General features: G+C 50.7%; 22 protein-coding genes and 1 pseudogene. 3 read left to right on the top strand and 20 right to left on the bottom strand.

Translation table 11 applies throughout. From position 1 onward, the window contains the following. The 3 genes and pseudogenes from I8U19_RS17870 to I8U19_RS06600 form a co-directional block, all read left to right on the top strand. A pseudogene (locus I8U19_RS17870) lies at positions 1 to 151 on the top strand (IS256 family transposase); the annotation flags it as partial. A gap of 87 nt (positions 152 to 238) precedes the next feature. After that, a complete protein-coding gene (locus I8U19_RS06595) occupies positions 239 to 385 on the top strand; it encodes a hypothetical protein (protein WP_198055516.1) in 147 nt (48 codons plus the stop codon). An 819-nt stretch (positions 386 to 1,204) separates the two neighbouring features. Beyond that, positions 1,205 to 3,406, top strand: a complete 2,202-nt coding sequence (locus I8U19_RS06600; RefSeq protein WP_198055517.1) for a cell wall-binding repeat-containing protein — start codon at positions 1,205 to 1,207, stop codon at positions 3,404 to 3,406. Positions 3,407 to 3,458: 52 nt separating this feature from the next. Here I8U19_RS06600 and argF read toward each other — a convergent pair whose 3' ends face one another. The 20 genes from argF to I8U19_RS06700 form a co-directional block, all read right to left on the bottom strand. Further along, on the bottom strand, positions 3,459 to 4,424 hold the full coding sequence (gene argF / locus I8U19_RS06605; RefSeq protein ID WP_198055518.1) for an ornithine carbamoyltransferase: 966 nt from the start codon (positions 4,422 to 4,424) through the stop codon (positions 3,459 to 3,461). Positions 4,425 to 4,479: 55 nt separating this feature from the next. Next, a complete protein-coding gene (locus I8U19_RS06610; RefSeq protein ID WP_198055519.1) occupies positions 4,480 to 5,661 on the bottom strand; it encodes an acetylornithine transaminase in 1,182 nt (393 codons plus the stop codon). Beyond that, positions 5,630 to 6,430, bottom strand: coding sequence for an acetylglutamate kinase (gene argB, locus I8U19_RS06615; RefSeq protein WP_198055520.1), 801 nt, complete (start codon positions 6,428 to 6,430; stop codon positions 5,630 to 5,632). Before argB ends, I8U19_RS06610 begins: the two co-directional genes overlap by 32 nt. 27 nt (positions 6,431 to 6,457) lie before the next feature. Continuing rightward, entirely contained in the window at positions 6,458 to 7,663 is a 1,206-nt protein-coding gene (gene argJ, locus I8U19_RS06620; RefSeq protein ID WP_033100537.1) for a bifunctional ornithine acetyltransferase/N-acetylglutamate synthase, read from the bottom strand. A 67-nt stretch (positions 7,664 to 7,730) separates the two neighbouring features. Further along, a complete protein-coding gene (argC, locus tag I8U19_RS06625) occupies positions 7,731 to 8,762 on the bottom strand; it encodes an N-acetyl-gamma-glutamyl-phosphate reductase (RefSeq protein WP_198055521.1) in 1,032 nt (343 codons plus the stop codon). 333 nt (positions 8,763 to 9,095) lie between these two features. Continuing rightward, positions 9,096 to 9,419, bottom strand: coding sequence for a c-type cytochrome (locus I8U19_RS06630; RefSeq protein WP_033100346.1), 324 nt, complete (start codon positions 9,417 to 9,419; stop codon positions 9,096 to 9,098). A gap of 12 nt (positions 9,420 to 9,431) precedes the next feature. Then, entirely contained in the window at positions 9,432 to 10,232 is an 801-nt protein-coding gene (locus tag I8U19_RS06635; RefSeq protein WP_198055522.1) for a hypothetical protein, read from the bottom strand. A gap of 65 nt (positions 10,233 to 10,297) precedes the next feature. Further along, positions 10,298 to 11,086, bottom strand: coding sequence for an enoyl-CoA hydratase-related protein (locus I8U19_RS06640; protein WP_033100348.1), 789 nt, complete (start codon positions 11,084 to 11,086; stop codon positions 10,298 to 10,300). 36 nt (positions 11,087 to 11,122) lie between these two features. Next, a protein-coding gene (prfB, locus tag I8U19_RS06645) for a peptide chain release factor 2 (protein ID WP_181735394.1) occupies positions 11,123 to 12,233 on the bottom strand; the annotation gives its coding sequence in 2 pieces (ribosomal slippage) (positions 11,123 to 12,160 and positions 12,162 to 12,233; 1,110 coding nt in all). A gap of 100 nt (positions 12,234 to 12,333) precedes the next feature. Beyond that, positions 12,334 to 14,877, bottom strand: coding sequence for a preprotein translocase subunit SecA (gene secA / locus I8U19_RS06650; RefSeq protein ID WP_198055523.1), 2,544 nt, complete (start codon positions 14,875 to 14,877; stop codon positions 12,334 to 12,336). A 135-nt stretch (positions 14,878 to 15,012) separates the two neighbouring features. Further along, the gene (locus I8U19_RS06655) at positions 15,013 to 16,233 is read right to left on the bottom strand and encodes a glycosyltransferase family 4 protein (protein WP_198055524.1); all 1,221 of its coding nucleotides are present in this window, start codon (positions 16,231 to 16,233) and stop codon (positions 15,013 to 15,015) included. A 245-nt stretch (positions 16,234 to 16,478) separates the two neighbouring features. Further along, positions 16,479 to 17,546 carry a non-hydrolyzing UDP-N-acetylglucosamine 2-epimerase gene (gene wecB, locus I8U19_RS06660; RefSeq protein WP_198055525.1) on the bottom strand — a complete coding sequence of 356 codons (1,068 nt, stop codon included), beginning with the start codon at positions 17,544 to 17,546 and terminating at the stop codon, positions 16,479 to 16,481. Between the two features lie 190 nt (positions 17,547 to 17,736). Then, positions 17,737 to 18,300: a ribosome hibernation-promoting factor, HPF/YfiA family gene (hpf, locus tag I8U19_RS06665; protein WP_198055526.1), complete on the bottom strand. Its 564-nt coding sequence runs from the start codon at positions 18,298 to 18,300 to the stop codon at positions 17,737 to 17,739. Positions 18,301 to 18,550: 250 nt separating this feature from the next. After that, positions 18,551 to 18,748, bottom strand: coding sequence for a cold shock domain-containing protein (locus I8U19_RS06670; RefSeq protein ID WP_033100539.1), 198 nt, complete (start codon positions 18,746 to 18,748; stop codon positions 18,551 to 18,553). A 215-nt stretch (positions 18,749 to 18,963) separates the two neighbouring features. Beyond that, on the bottom strand, positions 18,964 to 19,686 hold the full coding sequence (locus tag I8U19_RS06675) for an amino acid ABC transporter ATP-binding protein (protein ID WP_198055527.1): 723 nt from the start codon (positions 19,684 to 19,686) through the stop codon (positions 18,964 to 18,966). A 7-nt stretch (positions 19,687 to 19,693) separates the two neighbouring features. After that, positions 19,694 to 20,395: an amino acid ABC transporter permease gene (locus I8U19_RS06680; RefSeq protein ID WP_033100354.1), complete on the bottom strand. Its 702-nt coding sequence runs from the start codon at positions 20,393 to 20,395 to the stop codon at positions 19,694 to 19,696. Positions 20,396 to 20,705: 310 nt separating this feature from the next. After that, positions 20,706 to 21,479, bottom strand: coding sequence for a basic amino acid ABC transporter substrate-binding protein (locus I8U19_RS06685; protein WP_198055528.1), 774 nt, complete (start codon positions 21,477 to 21,479; stop codon positions 20,706 to 20,708). 486 nt (positions 21,480 to 21,965) lie between these two features. Then, complete coding sequence (locus I8U19_RS06690) at positions 21,966 to 22,241, bottom strand: HU family DNA-binding protein (RefSeq protein ID WP_033100356.1); 276 nt, start codon at positions 22,239 to 22,241, stop codon at positions 21,966 to 21,968. Positions 22,242 to 22,323: 82 nt separating this feature from the next. After that, positions 22,324 to 23,067, bottom strand: coding sequence for a ComF family protein (locus I8U19_RS06695; RefSeq protein ID WP_198055529.1), 744 nt, complete (start codon positions 23,065 to 23,067; stop codon positions 22,324 to 22,326). Continuing rightward, positions 23,048 to 24,673: a DEAD/DEAH box helicase gene (locus tag I8U19_RS06700; RefSeq protein WP_198055530.1), complete on the bottom strand. Its 1,626-nt coding sequence runs from the start codon at positions 24,671 to 24,673 to the stop codon at positions 23,048 to 23,050. The genes I8U19_RS06695 and I8U19_RS06700 overlap by 20 nt, the downstream gene beginning before the upstream one ends. Positions 24,674 to 24,729 lie beyond the last annotated feature (56 nt).

The raw sequence follows: 24,729 nt of genomic DNA on the forward strand, positions 1-24,729 counted from the left end.
TCGAGCTTCCGCGTTGCGTTTGCTGGGAGCACTACTGATGGAAGTGGACGAAAAATGGGCCAGTGGTAGAAAGTACTTGGACATGACCGAGTACTTGGAGTGGCGAAAATCCAAAGAAAAACCTCAGCCAAAAGTCACACGCATAAGTTGAACGCCGACTTTTTCTGACCGTGGAAATTTACACATAATTTTGGACTTGATCCCTCCATGGATTGACTATTTATTAGGAAGCAACTTCATGTTAGCAGCCATTAGCTATGGAATAGATTACATTATGGAGGAAAGAGTAGTAGAGAAAAAAACATTCCTTATTGTTGCGGTCATCTTTGCCGTGATTGCCATTCTAATCTTTCTTATAAAACCTATTAAATCCGGGATTATTTAATAATGATAAATAGAAAAATAAATGAGTCATTGTTATAAGTGTACTGGTACTACACCATTTCTGTTTTTCAATTAATTTTGCTTTAGTACTTCTTATCAGGTTGCGCACACTTGACCCAAAATTTTCACAACGTCTAAACACCCGGGAATACTCATAACAATTTTAATCACTACGGCCATGATCACCATCCTCCTCTGGAAATGGGCGGAAAAGAGCAAAAACCTTTTGATCAGGTTAATTATTTTAGGTCCTTTTTATATTCGAATGTTATATAGCTCTGTTGAAGATCTTGTGAAGAGCTTTTCTGGTCAAAAGTATTTTCTTTCTCTCTTTCTTGCATTAGTGATTATTGTCATGTTCATTGTGTATTCATTATCGAATTAATGAACGTTTGTTGTTTAATTTGATCCGAAAGAAAAGGAGTAAAGAAAATAGCAAAAGTAATTAAAAGTGATTTTAAAAACCATGATTTTCGATTTAGTAGGAAAACATATTTATACCAATTAGACAGTCATGGAGATGTCTCGGCCCTGACGGGTAGCACGGATGCCAATGTCTTCACGGCCGGAATTAATCTGAATAAACAGCTCTTGTATTGAAAATATATCGAAAATAAAAACAAATCAATCTTAAATAATTGTTCACAAATAGCGGTTAAAAAGACGCTGATTCTCTTTTAAGTTTTTCGAATAATATTTTGCAATGGAAAATTTCCATTTCTGCAGATAGAGGACAGTTCGGGTTTGCAACTGGTGTTATTCCAGCTCGGCTATTCCATCTATTTGTACAACATCCTTTTTTTCTCTGAGGAGGAACGCTATGGCCGGATTGAAAAACAGACGGGGCATCCTTTTGGCTTCAGGTGTAGCCGCAGCAATTGCCTTTTCCCTTCCAGTCTGTCCTTCCACTTGGGCTAATCCGCCGGTGGTCAAAGTGATGGCGAGCGATGTACGGGATCAATTGCAGAGCGATTTCAACGGGAAAAAGCAAAACATCAAGATGGAAACGGAAGGAAAGCAGGCGGTACTTACAGTTGGACAAGCTGATGACACAGCCGTCTATACTTCGCCCGTGATCAAGTCGAAGATTGTGTTTACCGATGTAGGCATCCACTGGAAAAACCGGTCGAAAAACAAGGATCTTGGCGCCCGGAATACAAAGGTGGAGGTTCGCTTCTCTGCGGACGGGCAAAAATGGTCCGACTGGCAAGTGGCCGAAGTATCGGATGATGTAGGTCCTCATCCAAATCAGGAGGAAACATTCAGCGACTTGATTTATGCCGGAAACGGACGTTACCTGCAATACCGAGTCCATCTTACCGGAAACAAAAAAGTTTTGCCACGGATCAAGGATATCAAAGTAACCTTTATTAACTCGCGCGACGGCAAAAAAATCGTATCCAAAAAGCCGTTCTGGGAAATCCTCTTCGATAAAGTCGATGCCGCAGTGAACAAGCCTGATGTCGTCTCCCGGGCAGAGTGGGGGGCTGACGAATCGCTGCGCTTTAAAGACGGAGTTGAGACCTGGCCGCGTGAATATCATCCGGTGACGCACCTGTTCGTTCACCATACGGATACGCCAAACGATGATCCTGATCCGGCGGCACGTATTCGCTCCATTTACTATTACCACACTGTCACGCGCGGTTGGGGCGATATCGGTTATAACGCCATCATCGGCAGTGATGGACGGATCTATGAAGGGCGTAAAGGAAAAGACGATGAAGTGCTGAGCAACGGCGTTGTCGGAGCAGGAACCTATGCCTTTAACTACGGAGGTTTCTCCGTTTCTTTGATGGGTAACTACCAGGACGCACCGTTTCCGAAAAACATTCGCGACTCGCTGGTGAAACTGCTTGCCTATGAAGCATCAATCAACAACATCAATCCGGTGGGCAAATCGGATTTTGTGCGGGATTATCCCTACAACGACCCCAGTGTGCCAAAAGTGGACTACAATATGCCAAACATCGCCGGCCACCGCGATTCCAAATACACACCTGGCACTGAATGTCCAGGGGACTATGTTTATAACGATCTTCCCAACATTCGCAAGGATGTGAAAGCAGCGATCGATGCCGCCAGTGTCAACCCGAACTTAAAACGGCTGTCCGGGGCAAACCGTTATGAAGTGTCGTCCAATGTCAGCCAAGAATTGTCAGCTCTCAACATTTCATCGGATACGGTGCTTTTGGCCCGCGGCGATCTTTATACCGATGCGCTTTCCGGAGGTCCGTTGGCTGCCAAAAACAAATCGCCGATCTTGCTGACCACAACCGATTCTCTGCCAACCCAGGTTCAATTGGAATTACAAAGGCGCAAACCGGGCAAGGTGATCATCCTGGGTGGAACGGGCTCCGTTTCGGCCAATGTGGAAACACAGCTCCACAATCTTGGAATCACTGATGTTGAACGGATTGCCGGTCCAAACCGCTTCGCAGTTTCCGCTTCCGTGGCTGATCAGGTGGTCGACGGCGGAACGCAAACAAAAGCGTTTATCGCCAGCGGTCTCACTTTCCCTGATGCGCTGTCGGCATCGGGAATCGCCGGGCAAAACGGCATGCCGATTTTGCAAGTATTGACCGATTCGATCCCCGACGAGACAAAAGCGTTTATTTCCGAACATCCGGAGATCAATGAATATATAATCGTCGGCGGTCCGGGAACGGTTTCGGATAATGTAAAAGCGCAATTGGAGCAAATGGGCAAACAGGTTGTGCGCATCGGCGGAGCCAACCGCTTTGAGGTGGGAGTCAACCTGGCCGACTATTTCAATGTCAAACCGTCCTCGATCGTCTTTGCCCGCGGCGATTCATTCCCTGACGCCCTGTCCGGAGGGCCGCTTGCAGGACTGACCCAGTCACCGATCTTGTTGACCATGCCAAATTCATTGCCGACCCCGGTAGACAACTATCTGTCTGCTCATCAAACGGTGTTCCAAAAAGGATATATTCTCGGCGGAACGGCATCCGTTTCCACCGCCGTTGAGCAAAAAATCTCCAGCTATATGGTCAACCAGTAAACATTCATGAAAAAAGCCGGTCTCTATCTTCGAGAGCGGCTTTTTTCTTGTCCTATGCGTTTCCCAACAAGGCGATGAGCAAAGCCTTCTGGGCGTGCAAACGGTTTTCCGCCTGCCGGAAGACTATGGATGCCGGACCGTCGATCACCGCTTCCGTCACTTCCAGACCTCGATAGGCGGGGAGGCAGTGCATAAAGACTGCATCGTTTTTCGCCTGGGCCATCAGCTGTTCATTCACTTGGTAGCCGGCAAATACTTCCGCGCGCAACTCTTTTTCTTCCTCCTGCCCCATGCTGGCCCAGACGTCGGTATAAACGGCATCGGCCTCTTTGACGGCGGACGCCGGATCGGAATGGAATGAAAGGGTTCCTCCTGTAGATCGGGCGATCTCCTCGGCTTTTTGCCAAATGGCAGTGTCAGGCTCATATCCGGCCGGTGTGGAGACGGACAGGTGCATGCCTGTTAACGCGGACACCATCATGAGGGAATGAAGAACGTTGTTTCCGTCTCCAATATAGGCCAGTTTCACCCCGGAAAACTTCCCTTTTTGTTCAAACAGCGTAAAGGCATCGGCCACTGCCTGGCAGGGATGGAACCGATCCGTCAATGCATTGATCACCGGGATGGATGCGGCTTCTGCCAATTGCTCCACCATCTCGTGGGAAAACGTGCGAATGACGACGGCGTCCACATATCCGGATAAAATGCGGGCGGTATCCTCGACGGATTCCCCGCGGCCGAGCTGCAATTCATCCTGGCGCAGTTGCAATGTGAATCCGCCCAAGCCGTGAACGGCCACTTCAAAGGAGACGCGGGTGCGGGTCGACGGTTTGTCAAAGATCATCGCGATTCCTTTCCCCTTCAGCGGCGCCTGTTCCAGCCATGCTTCCTTGTTTTTCTTCACATTCTGCGTAAGCTTCAGCAGTTCGGAAACCTCGTCCGGAGACCAGTCCAGCAGACTGAGAAAATCCTGCCCCTTCAGCCGTGCCAATGGGTCTTTTTTCAAAGCAAATGACATGATCTGTTTCCTCCTCGTTCCGTTGGCTTCTCACACTCTCTTCCGGTGATCTTGCTTATCGACCGCTGCCTGCGGGCTCAAACCTCTCCAGGCAGGTTTGTTTTATAAGATGAACCGCTCTTCTGATCTGATCCTCCGTAACGATCAGCGGGGGCAACAGGCGCAGCACCTTTTCTCCGGCGGGAAGTGTGACCAGCCCCTTTCCGAGAAGCGCTGTGATGATCGGGGCCACCGGCTGGTCAAACTCCACCCCGGCCATCAATCCTTTCACCCGCACGGAAACCATCCCCGGCAACCCCGACAGTTCATCGGTCAAAAGCCGGGCAAAGAGTTCACCCTTGGCTTTTGTCTCTTCCAGGATCGGGGTCTCCTCCAGCTCAGCCAGCACGGCAGCGGCCACCGCAGTCGCCAGAGGGTTGCCTCCAAATGTGGTACCGTGTGTTCCCGGGCCCAGCACCGGTTTCAATTCTTCCCTAGCGATCATCGCTCCGATCGGGAAGCCGTTGCCCAATCCCTTGGCAGCCGTGATCACGTCAGGTTTCAGACCGTACGTCTGAAAAGCAAATGCCGCTCCCGTTCTGCCGATTCCGGTCTGTACCTCATCCACCATCAGCAAGATCTCTTTCTCCTTGCACCACGCGGACAGCCCCTCGATAAAATCGGGATCAGCCGGGCGCACTCCACCTTCTCCCTGAACCAGTTCCAGCAGAACGGCAGCGGTCGTCGCTCCTGTCGCCTGCTTCACCGCCTCCAGATCGCCGAAGGGAACAGTGCGAAATCCGCGCGGGAGCGGGGAAAACCCATGTTTCACCTTGTCCTGGCCGGTCGCCGTCAAGGTGGCAAGGGTACGGCCATGAAAAGACCCCTGGAAAGTGATAATCTCCGGTTCACTGATCACTTTGGCTTCTTGCGCCCATTTCCGGGCTAGTTTGATTGCCGCTTCGTTTGCTTCCGCTCCGCTGTTGCAGAAAAAAACCGCTCCCAGACCGGTCAGGCGTGTCAGACGCTGCGCTGCTTTTTCCTGTGCCGGCACTTGAAACAGATTGGAAGTGTGCCAAACTGCTTCGGCCTGGTCGAGCAAGGCCTGCTTGATCCGCGGATGATTATGCCCGAGATTGGTAACCCCGATTCCGGAAGCAAAATCGAGATACGTTTTCCCCTGATCATCTTCCAAAACCGCCCCGTTTCCTTTTACAAAACGGACATTATGGCGTACGTATGTGGGAAAGAGCGACATGTTCGTCCACCCCCTCTTTCAAAATTCGCGTTCCCGAAACGGGGTCAAATATGCCGGCTTTTTTGCCGCTGACAATCCTCACTTCCCTGACACTCCCCTCCAGAGAGCGAACGGCCGAGCGCACTTTGGGGATCATGCCCCCCGTAATCGCACCTTGGGCAATATAAGTTTCGATCATCGCCGGATTCATATGGGAAAGCAAAGTGTCTTCGATGTAGACGCCATCCACATCGCTGACCATGACCAGTTGTTCCGCCCCAAGCGCCCGGGCGATTGCCCCTGCCGCCTCATCCGCATTCACATTCAAAACCTTTCCTTGCCCGTCGATTCCGAGAGAGGCGATGACCGGCAACCATCCTTGCTGCAAAATCGTTTGCAGCCGTTCCGCATGGACAGCGGTCACCTTACCAACATACCCCAGCTTCGGATCTTCCGGTTCAAGCTGTAACAGGTTTAAATCGACTCCGCTCAATCCCAGCACCGCCACTCCCTCACGGGCAAATCGCGAAACCAGTTCCTTGTTCACCTGTCCGGCCAGGGCCATTTCAGCAATGTTCAGCGTTTCCCCATCCGTAACGCGGCGTCCGTCAACAAAGGCGGGTTTTTTGCCGATTCGCTCCATCCATCGGGAAATAAACGGGCCCCCTCCATGAACGATCACGAGCGAGAGCCCCTCTGTTTTCTGCATTCGGGCACAGCCGGCAAAAAATCCGGGATCGAGATTTTCCAGAACACTTCCGCCAACCTTGACGACGATCACTTTTCCCATTGATACTCTCCTTCCGTTCCCTGCGGACTACGTGCGATAACTGGCGTTGATCCGGACATATTCATAGGTCAAATCGCATCCCCAGGCGGTCGCGCACCCATTTCCCTGATGCAGATCGAGGGTGATCCTCACCGTCTCTTTTTTGAGCTCCTTCTCCGCTTCCAACTCATCGAAGGGAAGAGGAAGTCCCTCACGCACAACCGGAATCTCTCCCAGACGCACTTCCACCGCGTCTGCATTCAGATCGGGCGCACCGTAACCGGCTGCACAAACGATCCGTCCCCAGTTGGCATCCGCGCCGTAGATGGCCGCTTTTACCAGATTGGAACCGACGACCGCCTTGGCCACTTTCCGCGCAGTCTCATCGGACCCGGCTCCCGCCACCTTCACTTCGATCAGCCGGGTCGCCCCTTCTCCGTCGCGCGCGATCATTTTGGCCAGCTCTTCACACACATAGGCAAATGCGGCACGAAACTGGTTCCACTCCGGATGATTGCGGCCGAGGGGCTGATTGCCGGCCAAATTGCTGGCCATCGTAATCACCATGTCATTGGTGCTGGTGTCACCGTCGACGGTGATCATATTAAAAGAGAGATCGGTCTCTTTCCACAAAAGGGATTGCAACACATCGGAGTCGATGACGGCATCGGTGGTGATAAAAGCGAGCATCGTGGCCATGTTCGGCTTGATCATCCCGGACCCTTTGGCCACACCGGCAATCCTGACGCACTTTCCGTCGATCTGAAGTTCTACCGCCACTTGTTTGGTGCACGTATCGGTTGTCAAGATCGCCTGGGCAAATTTGTCGTCCCCTTTTTGCAACCGGGGAACCAATTGATCCAGTCCCTGTTCCACCCGCTCCATCGGCAGGTATTCACCAATCACTCCGGTCGAGGCGACAGCAACGAAATGCTCGGGAATCCCCAGCAAATCGGCCGTCTTTTTCCTCATTTGATAAGCATCTTCCAACCCTTTTCGTCCCGTGCAGGCATTGGCGATCCCGCTGTTGACCACAATTGCCTGAATGCGCCGCCCGGCCCCGAGACTCTCCTGTGTCACTTTCAGCGGAGCTGCCTGAAAAGCGTTGGTCGTATAAACAGCGGCCACGGAGGCGGGCACTTCGCAAACAAGCAATCCCAAATCCGGGCGTTTCCGCTTGATGCCGGCATGCATTCCCGCAGCGACAAACCCGTTTGGAAATGTGATTTTTGCATCGGAAGCCACGGAAAACATCTGCTTCTGCACGCGCTCTTTGATTGTCTCCACTTCTCTTCTCCTCCTTTTCTCCTGGTCTTCTCTCTTACGGATACAGCGGAATCCCGGTCAGCCCGCTCTCCTCCGGCCAGCCGCAACGAAGATTGGCGTTTTGCACTGCCTGGCCGGCCGCCCCCTTCATCAGATTGTCAATGGCCGCCATCACAACAATGCTTCCCGTTCGCTCATCCACATGGAAGCCGATGTCACAGAAGTTGCTCCCCTGCACCGCCTTGGTCTCCGGCCAACCTTCTTTCAACACACGGACAAAAGGCCGGTTTTGGTAGGTCTCACAATACAAATCAAACAGATCCCGGTTTGTATAATTATTCAAGTTGGTTGCATAAAGGGTGATCAGAATTCCGCGATTCATCGGCACCAAATGGGGAACAAACCGGATGCGCACCGGTGAATCGGCACAGATTTCCGCGAAACGCTCCATTTCCGGCGTATGCTGATGACGGTCCGCTTTATACGGCCGAACATTTTCATTCACTTCGCAAAACAATGTCGCCAGCCCCGGCTTTCTCCCTGCCCCGGATACCCCGGATTTGCCGTCGATGATGACCATGGCCGGATCAATCACTTTTTCCTTCAGCAAAGGCAGAAGCGCCAACAGCGAAGCCGTGGGGTAACAACCCGGATTGGCGATCAACTGTGCTTCCGGCAGCCGGTCGCCAAACCACTCGCTCAGACCGTACACCGCTTTCTCCATCCAGGTGCGGGGCGGGGCTTCTTTCCCATACCACGCTTCGTAAACCTCCGGCTCGCCCAGACGAAAATCCCCGGACAGGTCGACCACGATCACGTTCCGTTCCGCAAGGGCGGGAGCGTATTTGCCGCTGACGCCGGCGGGAGTGGCAAAAAAGACAAGATCGACTTGTTCCGCCAATTCATCCACATTCAATCCGGAAAAGGCATATCCCAAATGCCGCAAATGCGGAAACGCCTGATCCAGCGCTTCGCCCGTTTTTGAAGTTGAAATCAGTTTCGTCAGTTCAAAATGGGGGTGTGCCGCCAGCAGGCGGATCAACTCAACTCCTCCGTAGCCGGTGGAGCCAATCACTGCTGTTTTCAATTGATTGCACCTCTTTTTTTGGAACGACCTTTGCAAGTTATGTATCATTATACAATCATATTAATATTTATTCAACCATTCCATAAAAAAAGACCACCGTTTTTAGGTGGTACAACATGTATAAAGTCCGGTTGGTATTCTCTTTGCTCCCGGCTCCTTGATCGCAAAGGTCGGTGCAGAATATCACCGATCCCCTTCGACTGAAAAGCCGGCGTTCGGCCCCTGCCAGCCATCCCCGATCTCTTTCTTCTGTTTGCCGTCAGATTCGAAATTCAAAATACGATTGTGTATTTCAGGCAGATGGCCGACCCGGGTCCCTCTTATGTGAAATCCTCATTTTTTCTGCGACAGCCATTCGGCCAGCTTTTCCCGTGCTTCCTTGGGCACTTGCGTTTGCGGCGGCATCTGCCCTTGCCCGTTTTCGATCACGTGCATAATCTGCTCTTTGCTTAATTTGCTGCCGATTTTCTGGAGGCTCGGGCCATATCCCCCTTGCAGGTTGCCGCCATGGCAGGCAGAACAGTTATTGGCGAACACTTCCTGCGGTGTATCCGCCGCACTGCTGCTTTGCTGTTGCTGTTCCTGTCCGGCGGTGCTGCATCCTGCCAGCAAGAGGGCTGCAGCTGCCCCTGTCGCCAAAAGGAATTTATATTTCACCCGACTCACCCTTTACTTGGAGAACCATTTTTTACCTGATTCCTGTTTGGAACGTGAGGAGCTTTTTCCTTTTTCATCCATCGCCGCAGCGATTTCGTCTGTCGTAAACATCTGTGTATCAATCAAGGTCGCTTTGCCGAGATCTTTGCTTTCCCGCCCGCGATCGGGTTTTAACAGGCTCCGCTTGTATAAACGGCGGTTTTCCAAAGAATCGCCCTTCTGTTCGGAATCGGCTTTCTGCGGCGCCATTGGTTTTTTCTTCTTGGGCGATTCCAGTTTTTCCGTTTCTTCTTCATGGTTCGCCTTGCGTGTTTTCGTCCGGATGGCAAAAGACTTTTCTTTGTCTTCAACCTGTTCGTAGAGCTTGTCCAGCTTCGGCTGTTCTTCGCTTTTTTCTTTTGACGCTGATTTTGACACAGAAGACAGACGGGAAGACCGGCTTCGTTCCACTTTCTCTTTCTCCGCTCTGTCTTCCCGTTTCCGATCCGGTTTGCTCTGCTTGCTCAGGACTTGGCTGTCACGCACAATGATTTCTTTATCTTCATCCGGCAGCGGCTCGGTTGGCCGTTCGCGCGGAATATACTGCTGCTTCTTCTTCATCTTCTCCCGTCTCAACGTGGAACGGCGCACTTGTTCTACGGAGATTTTCATATCTTCACTGCCCAAACTTCCTTCCGGAAACATCTGTTCCAGTTCTGCCACTTCCCGCTTTCGCTTTTTGCTGACAATCAAGCTGATCACGACAATCAGAATCAGGACGATTACCAGGGCGGCTACACCCGCAATCTGCGGATTTTCCATAATAAAATCCATCGACTTTTACCTCCTTTTCCCATTCTCCCCGACCAATGACGAGCAGGGAAACCAACTGCCGAACTCTATTTGCCCGTAAAGCGGGGAGGTCTTTTTTCCAAAAAAGCATCCATTCCTTCTGCCCGGTCATCGGTGTTGAAGGTCAACCCGAAATAAGAAGCCTCCAAATGAAGTCCGGCAGAAAGATCGGTTTCTGTTCCGATATCAATGGCTTTCTTTATATACCGAAGAGCAATCGGCGCTTTTTGCGCCAACTGTTTTGCCAATCGCTTCGCCTCGTCCAGAAGCTGATCGGCCGCAACCACTTTTTGCACCAAACCGAGGCGCGCGGCCTCCTGCGCATCGATCATCTCACCCGTCATGCACAGGTATTTCGCCGTTCCTGTGCCAACACGGCGGGCGAGACGCTGTGTCCCTCCATATCCGGGAATAACGCCCAAGTTGATTTCCGGCTGGCCAAAGCGAGCACGATCAGAAGCGAGGATGATATCACCGGCCATCGCCAATTCACATCCTCCACCCAAAGCATAGCCATTCACTGCCATAATCACCGGAATCGGCAAGCTTTCAATCCGGCTGAACAACCGTTGCCCGAATGCGGCCAGGCGCTCCGCTTCCGTAGCGGACGGGATCCGGCGCAGCTCCGTGATATCTGCTCCGGCGACAAATGCTTTCTCACCGCTGCCTGTCATAATTAAAACACGAATCTCCTCGTCCTGCTCAATCCAAGAAATGACAGCGTCCAGTTCCTCCAGCAATTCCCGGTTGAGCGCATTTAACACTTTCGGACGGTTAAATGTGACAAGTGCCCAGGCATCCCCTTTTTCCACTTGGACGTTTTTCCAATCGGACATGAACCGGTCACCCCTCTATTCTTTTTCAGGCTCTTTTTATCCTTTGTTCATCAACTTACGCAGATAAGCCTCAATAAACGGATCAAGTTCTCCATCCATCACCGCTTGCACATTTCCCGTTTCCGTCTGGGTGCGGTGATCCTTCACCATGCTGTACGGATGGAAAACATAGGAGCGAATCTGGTTGCCCCAGCCGATTTCGGTCTGCTCCCCTTTCAGGGCTTGCAGTTCCTTCTGCTGTTCTTCCATCTGGCGTTCATAAAGACGTGCCTTAAGGATTTTCATCGCACGCTCACGGTTCTTGATCTGCGAGCGTTCTGACTGGCAGGTCACGACGATCCCGGTTGGAATGTGGGTAATCCTTACCGCCGAATCGGTCGTGTTGACGTGCTGGCCGCCTGCCCCGCTCGAGCGATAGGTATCGATTTTCAGCTCATCGGGACGGATTTCGATTTCCACATCATTGTCAATCTCCGGCATCACATTGACAGAAACAAAGGAAGTATGCCGGCGGCCGGACGCATCGAACGGCGAGATGCGGACAAGCCGGTGCACCCCTTTTTCTGCCTTCAGATAGCCGTAAGCATTGATTCCCTTGATGAGCAGCGTGACACTTTTGATTCCCGCCTCTTCACCGGGCAGATAGTCCAGTGTTTCCACTTTGTACCCGCTTTTTTCCGCCCAGCGGACGTACATCCGGTGCAACATCTCCGCCCAATCCTGCGATTCCGTTCCCCCGGCCCCCGGATGCAGTTCCAGGATGGCCGAATTGCGATCATAAGGCCCGCTCAGCATCAGGGTGAGCTCAAAGGCGTCGATCTCCTTTTTCAGCTCACGCAATTCCCGCTCCAACTCTTCGCCCATCGCCTCATCTTCCCCTTCTTCGGCCAAGAGTTCGAGCATCAACTGCGCCTCTTCCTGCTTTTCCTCCAGTTTCTGCATCGTTTCTGTCAGCTCTTTGAGCTGTTTCATTTCATCAATTACTTTTTGGGCTTCTTCCTGATCATCCCAAAACGAAGGGGAAGCCATTTTCTCTTCCAGTGCAGTCAATCGTTCCTTTTTCTGATCGAGGTCAAAGAGACCCCCTGATATCCGCCAATTGCTTGGCTGTATTGGACAAATGCTGTTTCACTTCGCTCATTTCCACATCAATCACCTCATGCTCAAGTCTGTTCCTGAAACATTTTTATTATATATGAAAAAGAAAAAAACACTATCACCGAAAGAGGCAGGGTAAAGCCCCTGCCTCACCGGTTTGCTGGAACTGCTTTTTCGTTTTTTAAACAGCAGTTTTTATATTTCTTTCCACTTCCGCACGGACAGGGTTCATTGCGGCCCACTTTATCATTTCGGCGAATCGGCTGCTTTTTGGGCGCCTCTCCCTCTTCCGATCCCCCGGAATGCGCGACGGCATTGATGGCCACTTCTTCCCGCTCCAGCTCTTCTTCTTCACGGATCACGGACTTCATGACATACTTGATAACCTCTTCCTGAATCTCCTTCACCATTTCCTCAAACATGGCAAAGCCTTCGAATTGATAAGCCCGAAGCGGATTATCCTGGCCATAGGCCCGCAGGTGAATCCCCTGACGCAACTGCTCCATCGCATCGATGTGATCCATCCATTTGCGGTCGACAGTACGCAGGATAACAACTTTGGAGAATTCCTGCAACCGCTCGTTGCCCATTTCCTCTTTCTTCTCTTCATAATGGCGGACAACCTCGTCATAGATGAGTTCGATGATTTCCTTGGGCTCTTTGTTTTCCAGGTCTTCCTCATCAATGCGTCCTTCCGGAAGCAGATTTGATTCAACGTAATCGACGATCGCTTCCAGATCCCAATCTTCTTCCAGCTCTTCCGCGGTATGAATGCCCACGACATTTTCAATCGTCGATTTTGCCATGCCGAGAACGACATCTTTCAAATCATCGCTGGTCAGCACTTCCCGCCGTTGTTTATAAATAATTTCCCGCTGCTGATTCAAGACGTCGTCATATTGCAATACCCAGCGTCGGGCATCAAAGTTGTTGGCTTCCACCTTGCGCTGTGCGTTGGCCACCGCCTTGCTGAACATTTTTCCTTCAATCGGCTGATCATCCGGCAGTCCCAGACGCTCCAGCATGTTTTCCAGGTTCTCCGCCCCAAACCGGCGCATCAAATCATCGGACAAAGAGAGGAAGAACTGGGATGAACCGGGGTCTCCCTGCCGGCCGGAACGCCCGCGCAACTGGTTATCGATGCGGCGGCTTTCATGGCGTTCCGTTCCCAACACGTGCAACCCGCCAAGCTCGGCCACTCCTTCGCCGAGAACAATGTCCGTTCCCCGACCGGCCATGTTGGTGGCGATCGTCACCGCTCCCCGCTGTCCGGCCCGGGCAATGATTTCGGCTTCACGCGCATGGTTTTTCGCATTTAACACTTCGTGCGGAATTCCCCGTTTTTTGAGCGCTCGGGAAAGCCGTTCCGATTTTTCAATCGATACCGTCCCGACCAAAACGGGTTGCCCTTTTTCATGGCGTCGGGCGATTTCCTCGACGACTGCATTAAATTTGGCCTCTTCCGTCTTATACAGAACATCGGACAAATCCTTGCGGGCCATCGGGCGATTGGTGGGAATCGGATAAACGTCCATATTGTAGATTTTGCGGAATTCTTCTTCCTCTGTCTTGGCTGTCCCGGTCATCCCGGACAGTTTTTTGTACAGGCGGAAATAGTTTTGCAGCGTAATGGTGGCCAGAGTCATGCTCTCCCGCTGCACCTGCAAACCTTCCTTTGCCTCAATCGCCTGGTGCAAGCCGTCGCTGTACCGGCGTCCGTACATCAGGCGGCCGGTGAACTCGTCCACGATGACAACCCCGTCCTCATTGACCACATAATCTTCATCCCTTTTCATGAGGACATGGGCTTTCAGCGCCTGCTGCACATGATGGTTCAGCGTGATGTTGCGCATATCGTAGAGGTTATCCACACCGAGGAAACCCTCCACCTTTTTCACGCCGTCTTCGGTAAGCGCAACCTGTTTTGTCTTGATATCCACCGTATAATCTTCGTCTCTTTTCAAACGGCGAACCACTTTGTCGGCCGTATAATACAGATCTGTCGCTTTGTTGGCCTGACCGCTGATAATCAGTGGCGTCCGCGCTTCATCGATCAGGATGCTGTCCACTTCATCGATGATCGCATAGTTCAGTTCGCGCTGTGTCAATTGTTCGGGATAGAGCACCATGTTGTCACGCAGATAGTCAAAGCCGAACTCATTGTTCGTTCCAAACGTAATATCCGCCTGGTACGCGGCCCGTTTCTCATCCGGGCTCATCTGCGGCAGATTGAGTCCGACCGTAAGACCCAGGAATTCAAAAACCTGTCCCATCCATTCACGGTCCCGTTTGGCCAGGTAATCGTTGACGGTCACAATGTGCACGCCTTTGCCGGTGAGCGCATTGAGGTATGCCGGCAGGGTCGATACCAGCGTTTTCCCTTCCCCGGTTTTCATCTCGGCGATATCGCCTTGGTGCAGCACCATTCCCCCAACCAGTTGCACGCGGAAATGGCGCATGCCAAGCACCCGTTTCGCCGCCTCACGCACAACGGCAAACGCCTCCGGCAACAAATCGTCCAAGCTCTCTCCATTTTCCAGCCTATTCTTAAATTCATCCGTCTTTGCCCGGAGTTCTTCGTCGGAAAGAACCTGCATCGACGGCTCCAACGAATCGATCGTATCAGCAAGGGCAAAAAACTTCTTCAATTGCCTCTCTTGCGGATCAAGCAATTTTCGAAGGGCTTGCAACACCTTCATCATCTCCTACCTAAGCTGGATTTATATGAAACAAGAGATTCTTGTATGATCTCGATGAATATAAAAGCCCACATTAATTAGTTTATCAAATTTCGTCCGTTTTTTCACTTTTTACGCCTGGAAAAGCGTTTAGCGGCGCACCAGCTTTTGCAGGATCGTATAAAAACGGTGTGCTAATTTCTTGCGATCCCCTTCGCGATCGATATAATCGCGTCCGTTCTTTTTAATCTCTTCGCGCTCCTCCTGTGAATACGAACGCACGGTTTTAATGGCTTCAGCCAATCCTTCCGGATTCTCCGCCCCGGCGAAGAGCCCGACCCGGTTTTTCTCGACGATTTCACGCACTTCTCCGTCAACCGTGGTCACAATCGGCAATCCGATAAAGGTGTAATCAAACAGTTTGTTGGGCCGGGCACCGCGGAACACTTCATTGTCAGCCAGGGAGATAATCCCCACGTCGGCGGCTTGCGTATAATCGAAAATCTCTGCTTTTGGAACAGGATCGAGCAGATAAACATTATCCAGCCCTTTTTCGCGCTTCAGCCTGATCAGCTTCTCCTTTTCCGGGCCGTCACCGATCAGTACGATGGAAATGCCCGGATCGAGATAGCGGCCCGCTTCCACCACGTATTGCAAGGCATTTGCCGGCCCGTGCGCCCCCGTATAAATGGCCACAAAATCGTCTTCGGGCACTCCCATTTTCCGGCGGAACTCTGCCCGCTTGGACGGGTCCGGCTTCCAAGAGCTGACGACGATCCCATTGGGAATCAGCTCGATTTTATCCGGATCAATGCCCTTATCAGCAATAAATTTGCGCTGATGTTCGGTCAGCACGATGATTTTATCCGCTTTCCGGTAGAGAAACGATTCCATCCAAGTGAGCAGTTTGATGACGTGTTTGTTGTTCAGGCCGCCCATTTTAATGAGCGAATCAGGCCACAGATCCCGAACCTCGAGAACGAACGGACACCGCTTTAACGCTGCCAGCATCCATCCGGAAAATGCGGTAAACAGATGAGGCGAAGAAGCGATTAACACATCGGGTCTCCGTTTGAACAATCCGGCCAGAAAAAAGATGGCGGCAAAGCTCCCCATATTGATGATCCGTTTGAAATCGTTGGTTTTATGGGGATAGGACCAAAGCCAGTTCAGATTCAGTCCCGGAACCTTGTCGAGGGCGTTTTTTTCCTCTGCGGTGACGAAGGTGCGGCGAGGATGGACAAATTTGGAGAGAAACAGCGTGACATCCGCTTTTTCTTCCGTCGCCCACTCCCGCGCCAATTCATAGTGGCGGGTAATCCCGGCGATATTGGGAGGAACCGCATAATGATTCGCTAACCAAATTCTCAACTTCTTCACTTCCTTACTTCTGGACAATCCATTTAGATTCATTTTATGAGATCGCTATAAACTTCAGCCGTGTTGACTTCTTCTATTCCTGCAAATACAGCACTTGCTTGTAACATTCCGGTTACTATATTACATTAACATGAAACAAAAAACGGTCAATGTAATATTAGTGAAATCTTTCGGATATTCTTTTTCCAAAAAAAGGCCGGCGGCCCGGTCAAAAATGGGGCCCCGGCCTGCTCCGGTCAGCCAAGGTCTTTCAGAAGTTGATCTGTGATTTTCTCCGATGCCCGCCCGTCGCCGAACACGTCTTTCATCCTGGTAAAATCAACGGTGAAATTGTCCACTGCATTAAGAATCTTCGACTGATCCGCCCCGACAAGGAGGTTGGCACCCAGCTCAACCGTTTCTGTCCACTCCGTTTCGTCACGCATGGTAATGCACGGAACTTTGGCAAAAAACGCTTCCTTCTGCACTCCGCCGGAATCGGTCAGTATTTTTTTGGCATTGACCTCCAGCTGCAGCATATCCAGATAGCCGACAGGTTCGATCAATTTGACGTTCGGATTGGTAATGGCAAGGCCCATTTGTGCCATTTTGCCCTTCGTCCTGGGATGAAGCGGAAGGACTGCCGGCAGCGGAAGTTCGTTGAGCGCTGAAATGATTTGCGACAAACGGGCCGGATCGTCGGTATTTTCCGCTCGGTGAAGGGTGATCAGGATATATTCCCCGGTCTTTATGTTCAGTTCTTTCAATATGCCGGACTTTTCATTCGCCAATCTGCTGTTGTACTGCACCGCATCCAGCATCACATCGCCAACCAGGTGAACTCCCCGGCGGATGCCTTCGGTGGCAAGATGGTTGACTGCCGTTTGCGTCGGGCAGAAGAGCCACTCAGATACATGGTCGGTGAGAATCCGGTTGATCTCTTCCGGCATCCGTTTGTTGAAACTGCGCAGACCCGCTTCGACGTGTGCGACGGGAACATGAAGCTTGCTGGCCGCGAGCGCTCCCGCCAAAGTCGAGTTGGTATCCCCGTAGACGAGCAAACAATCCGGTTTTTCTTTCAGAATCACTTCCTCGATCCGGGACAGCATCTCCCCTGTCTGCGCGCCATGGGATTTTGAACCGACATGCAGATGATAATCGGGAACCGGAATATGGAGTTCGGAAAAAAAGACATCCGACATTGATTTATCGTAATGTTGACCCGTATGTACCAATATCTCATCCGCTTGTTTGCGAATCGCGCGGGAAACCGGAGCCGCTTTGATAAATTGCGGTCTTGCTCCAACCACTGTCAATATTTTCATCTTGTTAAACCCCCTGCACCTTTCCTGTTCACCAGGAGACCTGATCTATATACGAAGTTATCATACCACAGGCAAGCCTCCCTGCAATAAAAATCGCCGATTCTTCACGGGAACTCCATCATAAAAGAGTTGGGGGCTTTTCCCCAACTCCCTTCTTAGACCCTGACAGGGTGAATTTTCCGTATTTGAATCACTCCGGTTCAATCAAACCATATTTGCCGTCCTTGCGGCGATAGATCACGTTGATCAGGTTTGTGTCAGCATTGGTAAATACGAAGAAGTTATGACCCAGCATGTCCATTTGCAAAATCGCTTCTTCCGTCCCCATCGGTTTCAGGTTAAACCGTTTGGTCCGGACCACTTTCAGGTCATTTTCTTCCTCGGTCACTGCCGTGGCAGCCGTTTCATTGTATGCGCTTTCTTTCCAGTTGTTGCGGAAGCTTGCATCCTGGCGAGATTTACGATTCACTCGGGTTTTATACTTGCGAATCTGTCTCTCCAATTTTTCAACTACCAAGTCGACCGATGCGTACATGTCCTCGCTCGATTCCTCCGCGCGGCAAAGCAAGCCCGGATACGGAATCGTCACTTCGACTTTGTGCTGATCCTTGATTACACTCATGGCAACGTGAGCTTCTGCTTCCTGATTCGGAGAGGAATCGAAATACTTTTCGAGCCGCCCGAGTTTTCGTGCAGCAAAGTCTTTGAGCGCATCAGTCACTTGGAAATTGTTCCCACGGATGACATATCTCATAGAGAATCCTCCTTCCGCTTTGTACTCTATCTATTCCCTCATTTAAAAAAAATTCCTCCTCTTTTTTTTACAAACTTCGATAAAAAATTACACCAAAAATTACCATAATTTTTACCAGGATAATCCGGATTAAAAACCCGGCAATCTGAGAGGGTGACACGATCCGGACCGCATGCATTTTCACACTTTCAGCGAAAATGAAAGCTCCCCAGGTCCAAGATCCGGGGAGCGTTTTTTTCGGTTTGGAATGTTACTTTTTCACAACGTTCGCAGCCTGTGGTCCACGCGAACCTTCCACGATTTCAAATTCAACCTCTTGTCCTTCTTCCAATGTTTTGAAACCTTCCATTTGAATCGCAGAGTAGTGAACGAAAACGTCTTCTCCGCCTTCGCGCTCAATAAACCCGTAACCTTTTTCCGCGTTGAACCACTTGACTTTGCCTTGCATGCAAACACAGTCCCTTCTTAAATTCAGATAATGGTCGGCATAAGAAACGCTCATGCCGGGAAAAATAGAACAGCATTGCCGCTGAAACAGCAACAAGCTTCCTGAAAGGAAATACCGTCCAAACCTTCTGTTTAACGAGTTTTCACTCGTATCACAGTTTTAAGTGTTTTCACACTCTGTGAGAATTATACCAAAAACCCGGCCAAAAGTCATCCCTACAACACCTTGCTTAAAAATGATTTGAGCCGTTCATGGCGAGGCTGTTCAAAAATTTGCTCCGGTGTTCCCTCTTCCAGAATTTTTCCGTCATCCATAAACAGAACGCGATCACCCGCCTCCCGAGCAAATCCCATCTCATGCGTGACGACGACCATGGTCATCCCTTCCCCCGCCAACTGTTTCATGACATCCAGCACTTCCTTGACCATCTCCGGATCAAGGGCGGAAGTCGGCTCGTCAAACAGCATCAGTTTCGGCTCCATCGCCAATGCCCGCGCGATGGCCACTCTCTGCTTCTGGCCGCCGGAAAGCTCTCCGGGATAAGCGTCCGCCTTCTCCTCTAACCCCACTTTCTCCAGCAGAGCCAGGGCCTTTTTCTCCGCCTCGGCTTTCTCCATCTTGCGAACGTGAATCGGCGCCAATGTGATATTATCCAGTACCTTTTTGTGAGGAAACAGTTCAAACTGCTGAAAAACCATTCCCACATCCGTGCGAACCCGATTGATATCCGTCTTTGGATCGGTCAAATCGAACCCGTTGACCACGATCCGCCCCGAACTGACCCGTTCCAGCAGATTCAGGCATCGCAAAAACGTGCTTTTCCCCGAACCGCTGGGCCCGATCACACAGACCACTTCTCTCTCCTGAATTTGTACATTGATCTCTTTTAACACATGATGGTCGCCAAAATATTTATTCAGATTTTCTACTGTGATCACTGGACAATCATCCCTTCTTGCTGCTCGTATTAAACCGTTTTTCCAAGTGGAAGACAATGCGGGAGAGAATCAGGGTCAGGACGAGATACATCACACCGGCCGCGATATACGGCGACCAGCGCACAAATGTGTTTTTCGCTGTGACAAATGCTGCATAGGTAATATCATTGACCGCGATGACCGTAACCAGGGACGTATCCTTTAACAGTGCAATAAACTCGTTTCCGAGCGGTGGCAGCATCCGTTTGACCGCCTGAGGCAGGATCACCAGGCGCATCGCCTGGGCATAGGTCATCCCCAGTGAACGCGCTGCTTCCATTTGCCCTTTTTCGATGGAAAGAATTCCGCCGCGAAAAATTTCCGAGATGTAAGCCCCGGCATTCATCGACAAGGCAACGAAAGCGGAAACCATGGCATCCGGCGTCTCCAAGCCGAGAATATCTTCAAACAACGTCGGCAACACGGCAAAATGAATGGTAAGAATCTGCAGGAAAAGAGGTGTTCCCCGAAACAAATCGACATAAAGCTTCGCTGGTATGACCAGCCACTTTTTTCCCGAAATCTGCATAAAACCCAAAATGAGTCCGATCAAAAGCCCGATGCATATGGCAACCACAGTCAATTCGATTGTGGTCACAACACCTCGGATAAACAAATCTTTGTACTGGACAATGACTGACCAATCGAGTTCGTTCAAAAGTTGATCCATTGTTATCCACAAACCCCTTTATCTGCAAATCATTGTTTTTCGAGTTATTCACAAAGTTATCCACATTATCCACAACATCCACAACCCAGGGATATACACAATTTGTCCACTATTTATCCACAAGTTATCCACAGAAAATGGACAAGGGGTGTGTTAATGCATTCATATTTAATGAATTCTTTATTTTGCACTTGTTTCCATTTTTATATAAAAATTTGTTGCCAGGTAAGATCGCTGGTTCCCCTGACCTTCCCGAGCCCTGACGGTCGGCCAGGAGTTCCCAACCGACAAAAGATGCGAGCGTTTCGAATCATTGTTGCGGTTCCGTCCCGAAATATTTTTGATAAATCTTGTCATACGTTCCGTTCGCTTTTACTTTTTTCAATCCGTCGTTCAGCTTTTGCAGCAGGGCCTGGTTGCCTTTGTGCACGGCAATCCCGTACTGTTCCGTCTTGATTGAAGGATCTTCAACAATCTTGTATTTGCCTTGGCCCAGCTTTTTGATATATTCCATGATCACGGCGTTATCGACGACCACCGCATCCAGTCGCCCGAGCTCCAGATCATGAACGGCAGACGGAATATCATCATATCCCTTGAGCCCGGAATAGGTTTTGCCGAACATCTCCTGCACAACCTGTTCTCCGGTTGTGGCCGTTTGCACTCCGATCCGTTTTCCGTTCAACTGTTTCAGCGATGATACATGGGAAGAGGTCGGTACCAGAATCAATTGTTTGGCATCGAAATAAGGAATGCTGAAATCATATTTTTTCTTGCGGTCAGGCGTAATGGTGATCGCCGCCATCCCGGCATCGAGCTTCCCGCGGGAAACGCCGTCAAGCATCTGGTCCCAGCCGTAATGTTTAAAATTGATCTTCAGGTTTTCTTCCTTGGCGATGGCCTGAATCAGATCGGCATCAAACCCGGTAATCTTCCCGTCCCCCTCCAATTTTTCAAATGGCGGAAACTCCGCATTCGTCCCGATCTGAATCACACTGTTATCCGTATTTTTATTCGCGCACCCGGTCAGGACAAAGGAAACGGCGACCACGGACGCGAGCAACATGCCAAGCCACTTCTTCATGTTTTTTCTCTCCTTTCAACTTTTCACCATTACCGGAATAAAAATCATCATTTCTCATTATGATGTAATTATTATAAGTATAAATGTATATTTATTCAATTCGTTTTTATTTACCAGATTTCAGGAGATCCCATCCTCATCCGTCAGATCCAGGCAAAATTACTTTGCCAAAGGAGAATAACTGGAATATTTTTAGAAAATTTTGTCATGAGTGCCGTTAAATTTGATCTCTTTCGGCAATTGTATGCTCCCTTTTTTACAATCCCGTAATATCGCATCTTAAAGGAAGGGAATGATCCCGATTTGTACACATAACCTCTCTCTTATTACCTTAAATTTCAAAAAATATGAGTACAAACTATTATTAAGTTTTAGATTTATTATAAAACAATGTCAGTATTAAATGCAATTCATCAAACAGTCACAAATAAAAACCGCCGTCTCCGGTTTTCTTCCGAAAACGGCGGCCTCAGCAAATGATGAATCTTACTGGTTCACCAAGTCTTTCAACTGTTTACCGGCTTTAAAAGCGGGCACTTTGCTGGCTTTGATCTCAATCTCCTCGCCGGTCTGCGGGTTGCGGCCGGTTCTTGCAGCACGTTCGCGCACTTCAAAGTTTCCAAAGCCAATCAGGGTTACTTTTTCCCCTTTGCTAAGCGCTTCCGAGATCGTCTGCAATACCGAATCGACGATAATTCCCGCTTCCTTTTTCGTTTTGCCCGTGCTCTCGGCAACGCGTTCTATCAATTCCGTTTTATTCATTTTCAACTCTCCTTCAAACCGATAGTCTTAAAAGGGATGCTATCTATTGGTGTTGACGAGTTTTTCCTTTTCTATACTCTTTTTATCTAGCAAACGTGACCGAGTAAACTCGGCTTGCTCCTGATACCAGCAGCGGTTTGGCACACTCCCTCAGCGTTGTGCCTGTCGTATACACATCATCAACAATAAGAACTGTTCGGTCCCGTATGCATTTCTCACAACCTTCACCTTCAATTTGAAATGCTCCTTTCAGAGCGAGCAGGCGTTCCTGCCGATTGCGCCTGCTTTGTGAAGCAAGATCTTTCTCTCTTCCCAGCAGAGGCAAAACCGGCAACCCAAGCCTTGCACCGATCACGCGGGCCAGAAGTTCCGACTGGTTGAATCCGCGTTCCGCTTTCTTCTCCTTATGTAATGGAACAAAGGTGATCACCGATATTCCCGTATGAGCAAAATGGCTTTGAACCACCTCTGCCATCCACCGGCCCATCGGTGTCGCCAAACTTTCTTTACCCCGATATTTGAACAACGACACCCATTCTTTTGCCTTTCCGCTGTAAACCACAGGACTGCGGTTTACAATCCGCTCTTCTTCGGCAAGACGCAGGCAATCGGGACAAAGATGATCAGCACCAGCCTCCTGCTTCCGCCCGCAAACGGGGCAAAACGGCCCGGAAATCAGTTCAACTCCCGCCAGACAGGTGGAACAGATTCTCTCCCGCACCGGAGCAAACGGAGACGGGCGGCGAACGAATGCCGTACAAAACTCGCAAGTGGGAGGCTGGGAAAAGAGAGACGACCATACTCCTTCAAAGATTATACGCCCCATCTTTGAGAAATCCTTCTTTCTTCGCACAATCATTTAACCATTTAATCTCCCTTTTTGCCCGCAATTGGGCATCCGTCTTTTCATCGGTCAAAAACCATACTTCTCCCTCCTGGTAGGAAGATGATCTTCCTGCTCTGCCCGCCATCTGAACGAGCGCCGCCGCCGTAAACACCGGATGATCTGCACCGATGACGGCAACATGGATCGCGGGAACCGTCACTCCCCTCTCCAAAATCGTCGTCGTCACCAGAAACCGCCATTTGCCCTCCCGAAAATGGCGCACCGTCTGTTCCCGCTGCAAATCGCCGGCGAAAACACCCCGGGCCTCTCGGTAAAAGTCCGGCTCACAGCATTTCATCCAGCGCAACACCCGGCTGACGTCTTCCACCCGCGGCACGAAGAGAAAGGCTTGTCCTTTCCGCTCCACCACCTGACGCAAAAAGGCGGAAAGCGGACGGATCGGTTTCCTCTTGCTTATCTTCTGCCAAAGCCGCCACTCCCGCTTCAAGGCCGGTTCAGGCATAGGATAACCGTGGTAGCGAACCGGCAGCAAAACTGTCGGTAAAATCTCTCTGCGCCCGAGCGCCTTCCATTCCGGCGGGGGAGTGGCAGTCAGCAAAATTTTCTTTGCCCCGGGTGAAAGCGCCCGTCCGATTCCCTCCTCCAACGCCCTGTTGCCATAGAGGGGGAATGCGTCAACTTCATCGACCACCGCAAGCTCAAACGACCGATAAAAGCGCAGGGCTTGGTGTGCCGTGGCAATCACCAACTCACCCGTTTCCAGCGTTTGGGCTGATCCGCCGTAGAGAGCGATCACCCTTCTGCCGGCAAATCCCTTTTCCAGACGGGGCTTTAATTCCAACACCACATCTTTGCGCGGAGTAACCCATAACACTTTTTTTCCCCGATTCAGCCAGTCCGCCACGATCGTCATCATCATCTCCGTCTTGCCGCTGCCGGTGGCCGCCCAGACCAGAACCTGCCTGTGTTGGCTAAGGTTCGCCCTGATTCTCTCCACTGTTTTGGCCTGGGCTTCTGTCAGCGGAGCAGTCCGGCAAGCGATTTCAGAACCGGCAAACGTGCGATTGTCCGGAGGAGAAAAGATAAACAGCGGAAAGCAGGTTCTCGCCCGACCGAGCAACAGGCAATGCTCGCAAACGACGCATCTTTCCCCACAGATCGCACAAGGAGTTTGCCTGAGAAGCGGCCCCCGGTATCCGCACCGTTCACACTTCCAGGTGACCGGCGGGCCCGCAGAGCGAACAGCCGGTCTGATGTCCGCCATTCCCGACAGGCTGAGCCATTGCAAGGCCCGGCGCATAAGGAAGGAGCCAGGCCACTTTTCGTATTTGCGAAGAAGGCGCTCCACTTCTTCCCACAGCAGCACTCTTCCGGCCAGCAGCGGGTGAATCTCTGCCGCCAGTTCGCGCACCGCGGTCATTTCTTCTCCCATCATGGGCGCTTCCCGCAGTGCCGAACCGAAAGCGTTCTTTCTTCCCCGGTTCCCGGCAAATGCTTGTCCAATCGATGACGATTCAATCATTTCCGCGATTTGCTTTCCTTGCTCTTGCCAATGGAAAAAGTCGACTTCCGGCGCGATACTCATCCTTCCATCGGCTTCTCCTTCCAATCGGTAAAAACAGAACCTCATCAAAAATCCCT

It is taken from the genome of Thermoactinomyces sp. CICC 10523 (genome assembly GCF_016055105.1).
GTDB lineage: Bacteria > Bacillota > Bacilli > Thermoactinomycetales > Thermoactinomycetaceae > Thermoactinomyces_A > Thermoactinomyces_A daqus.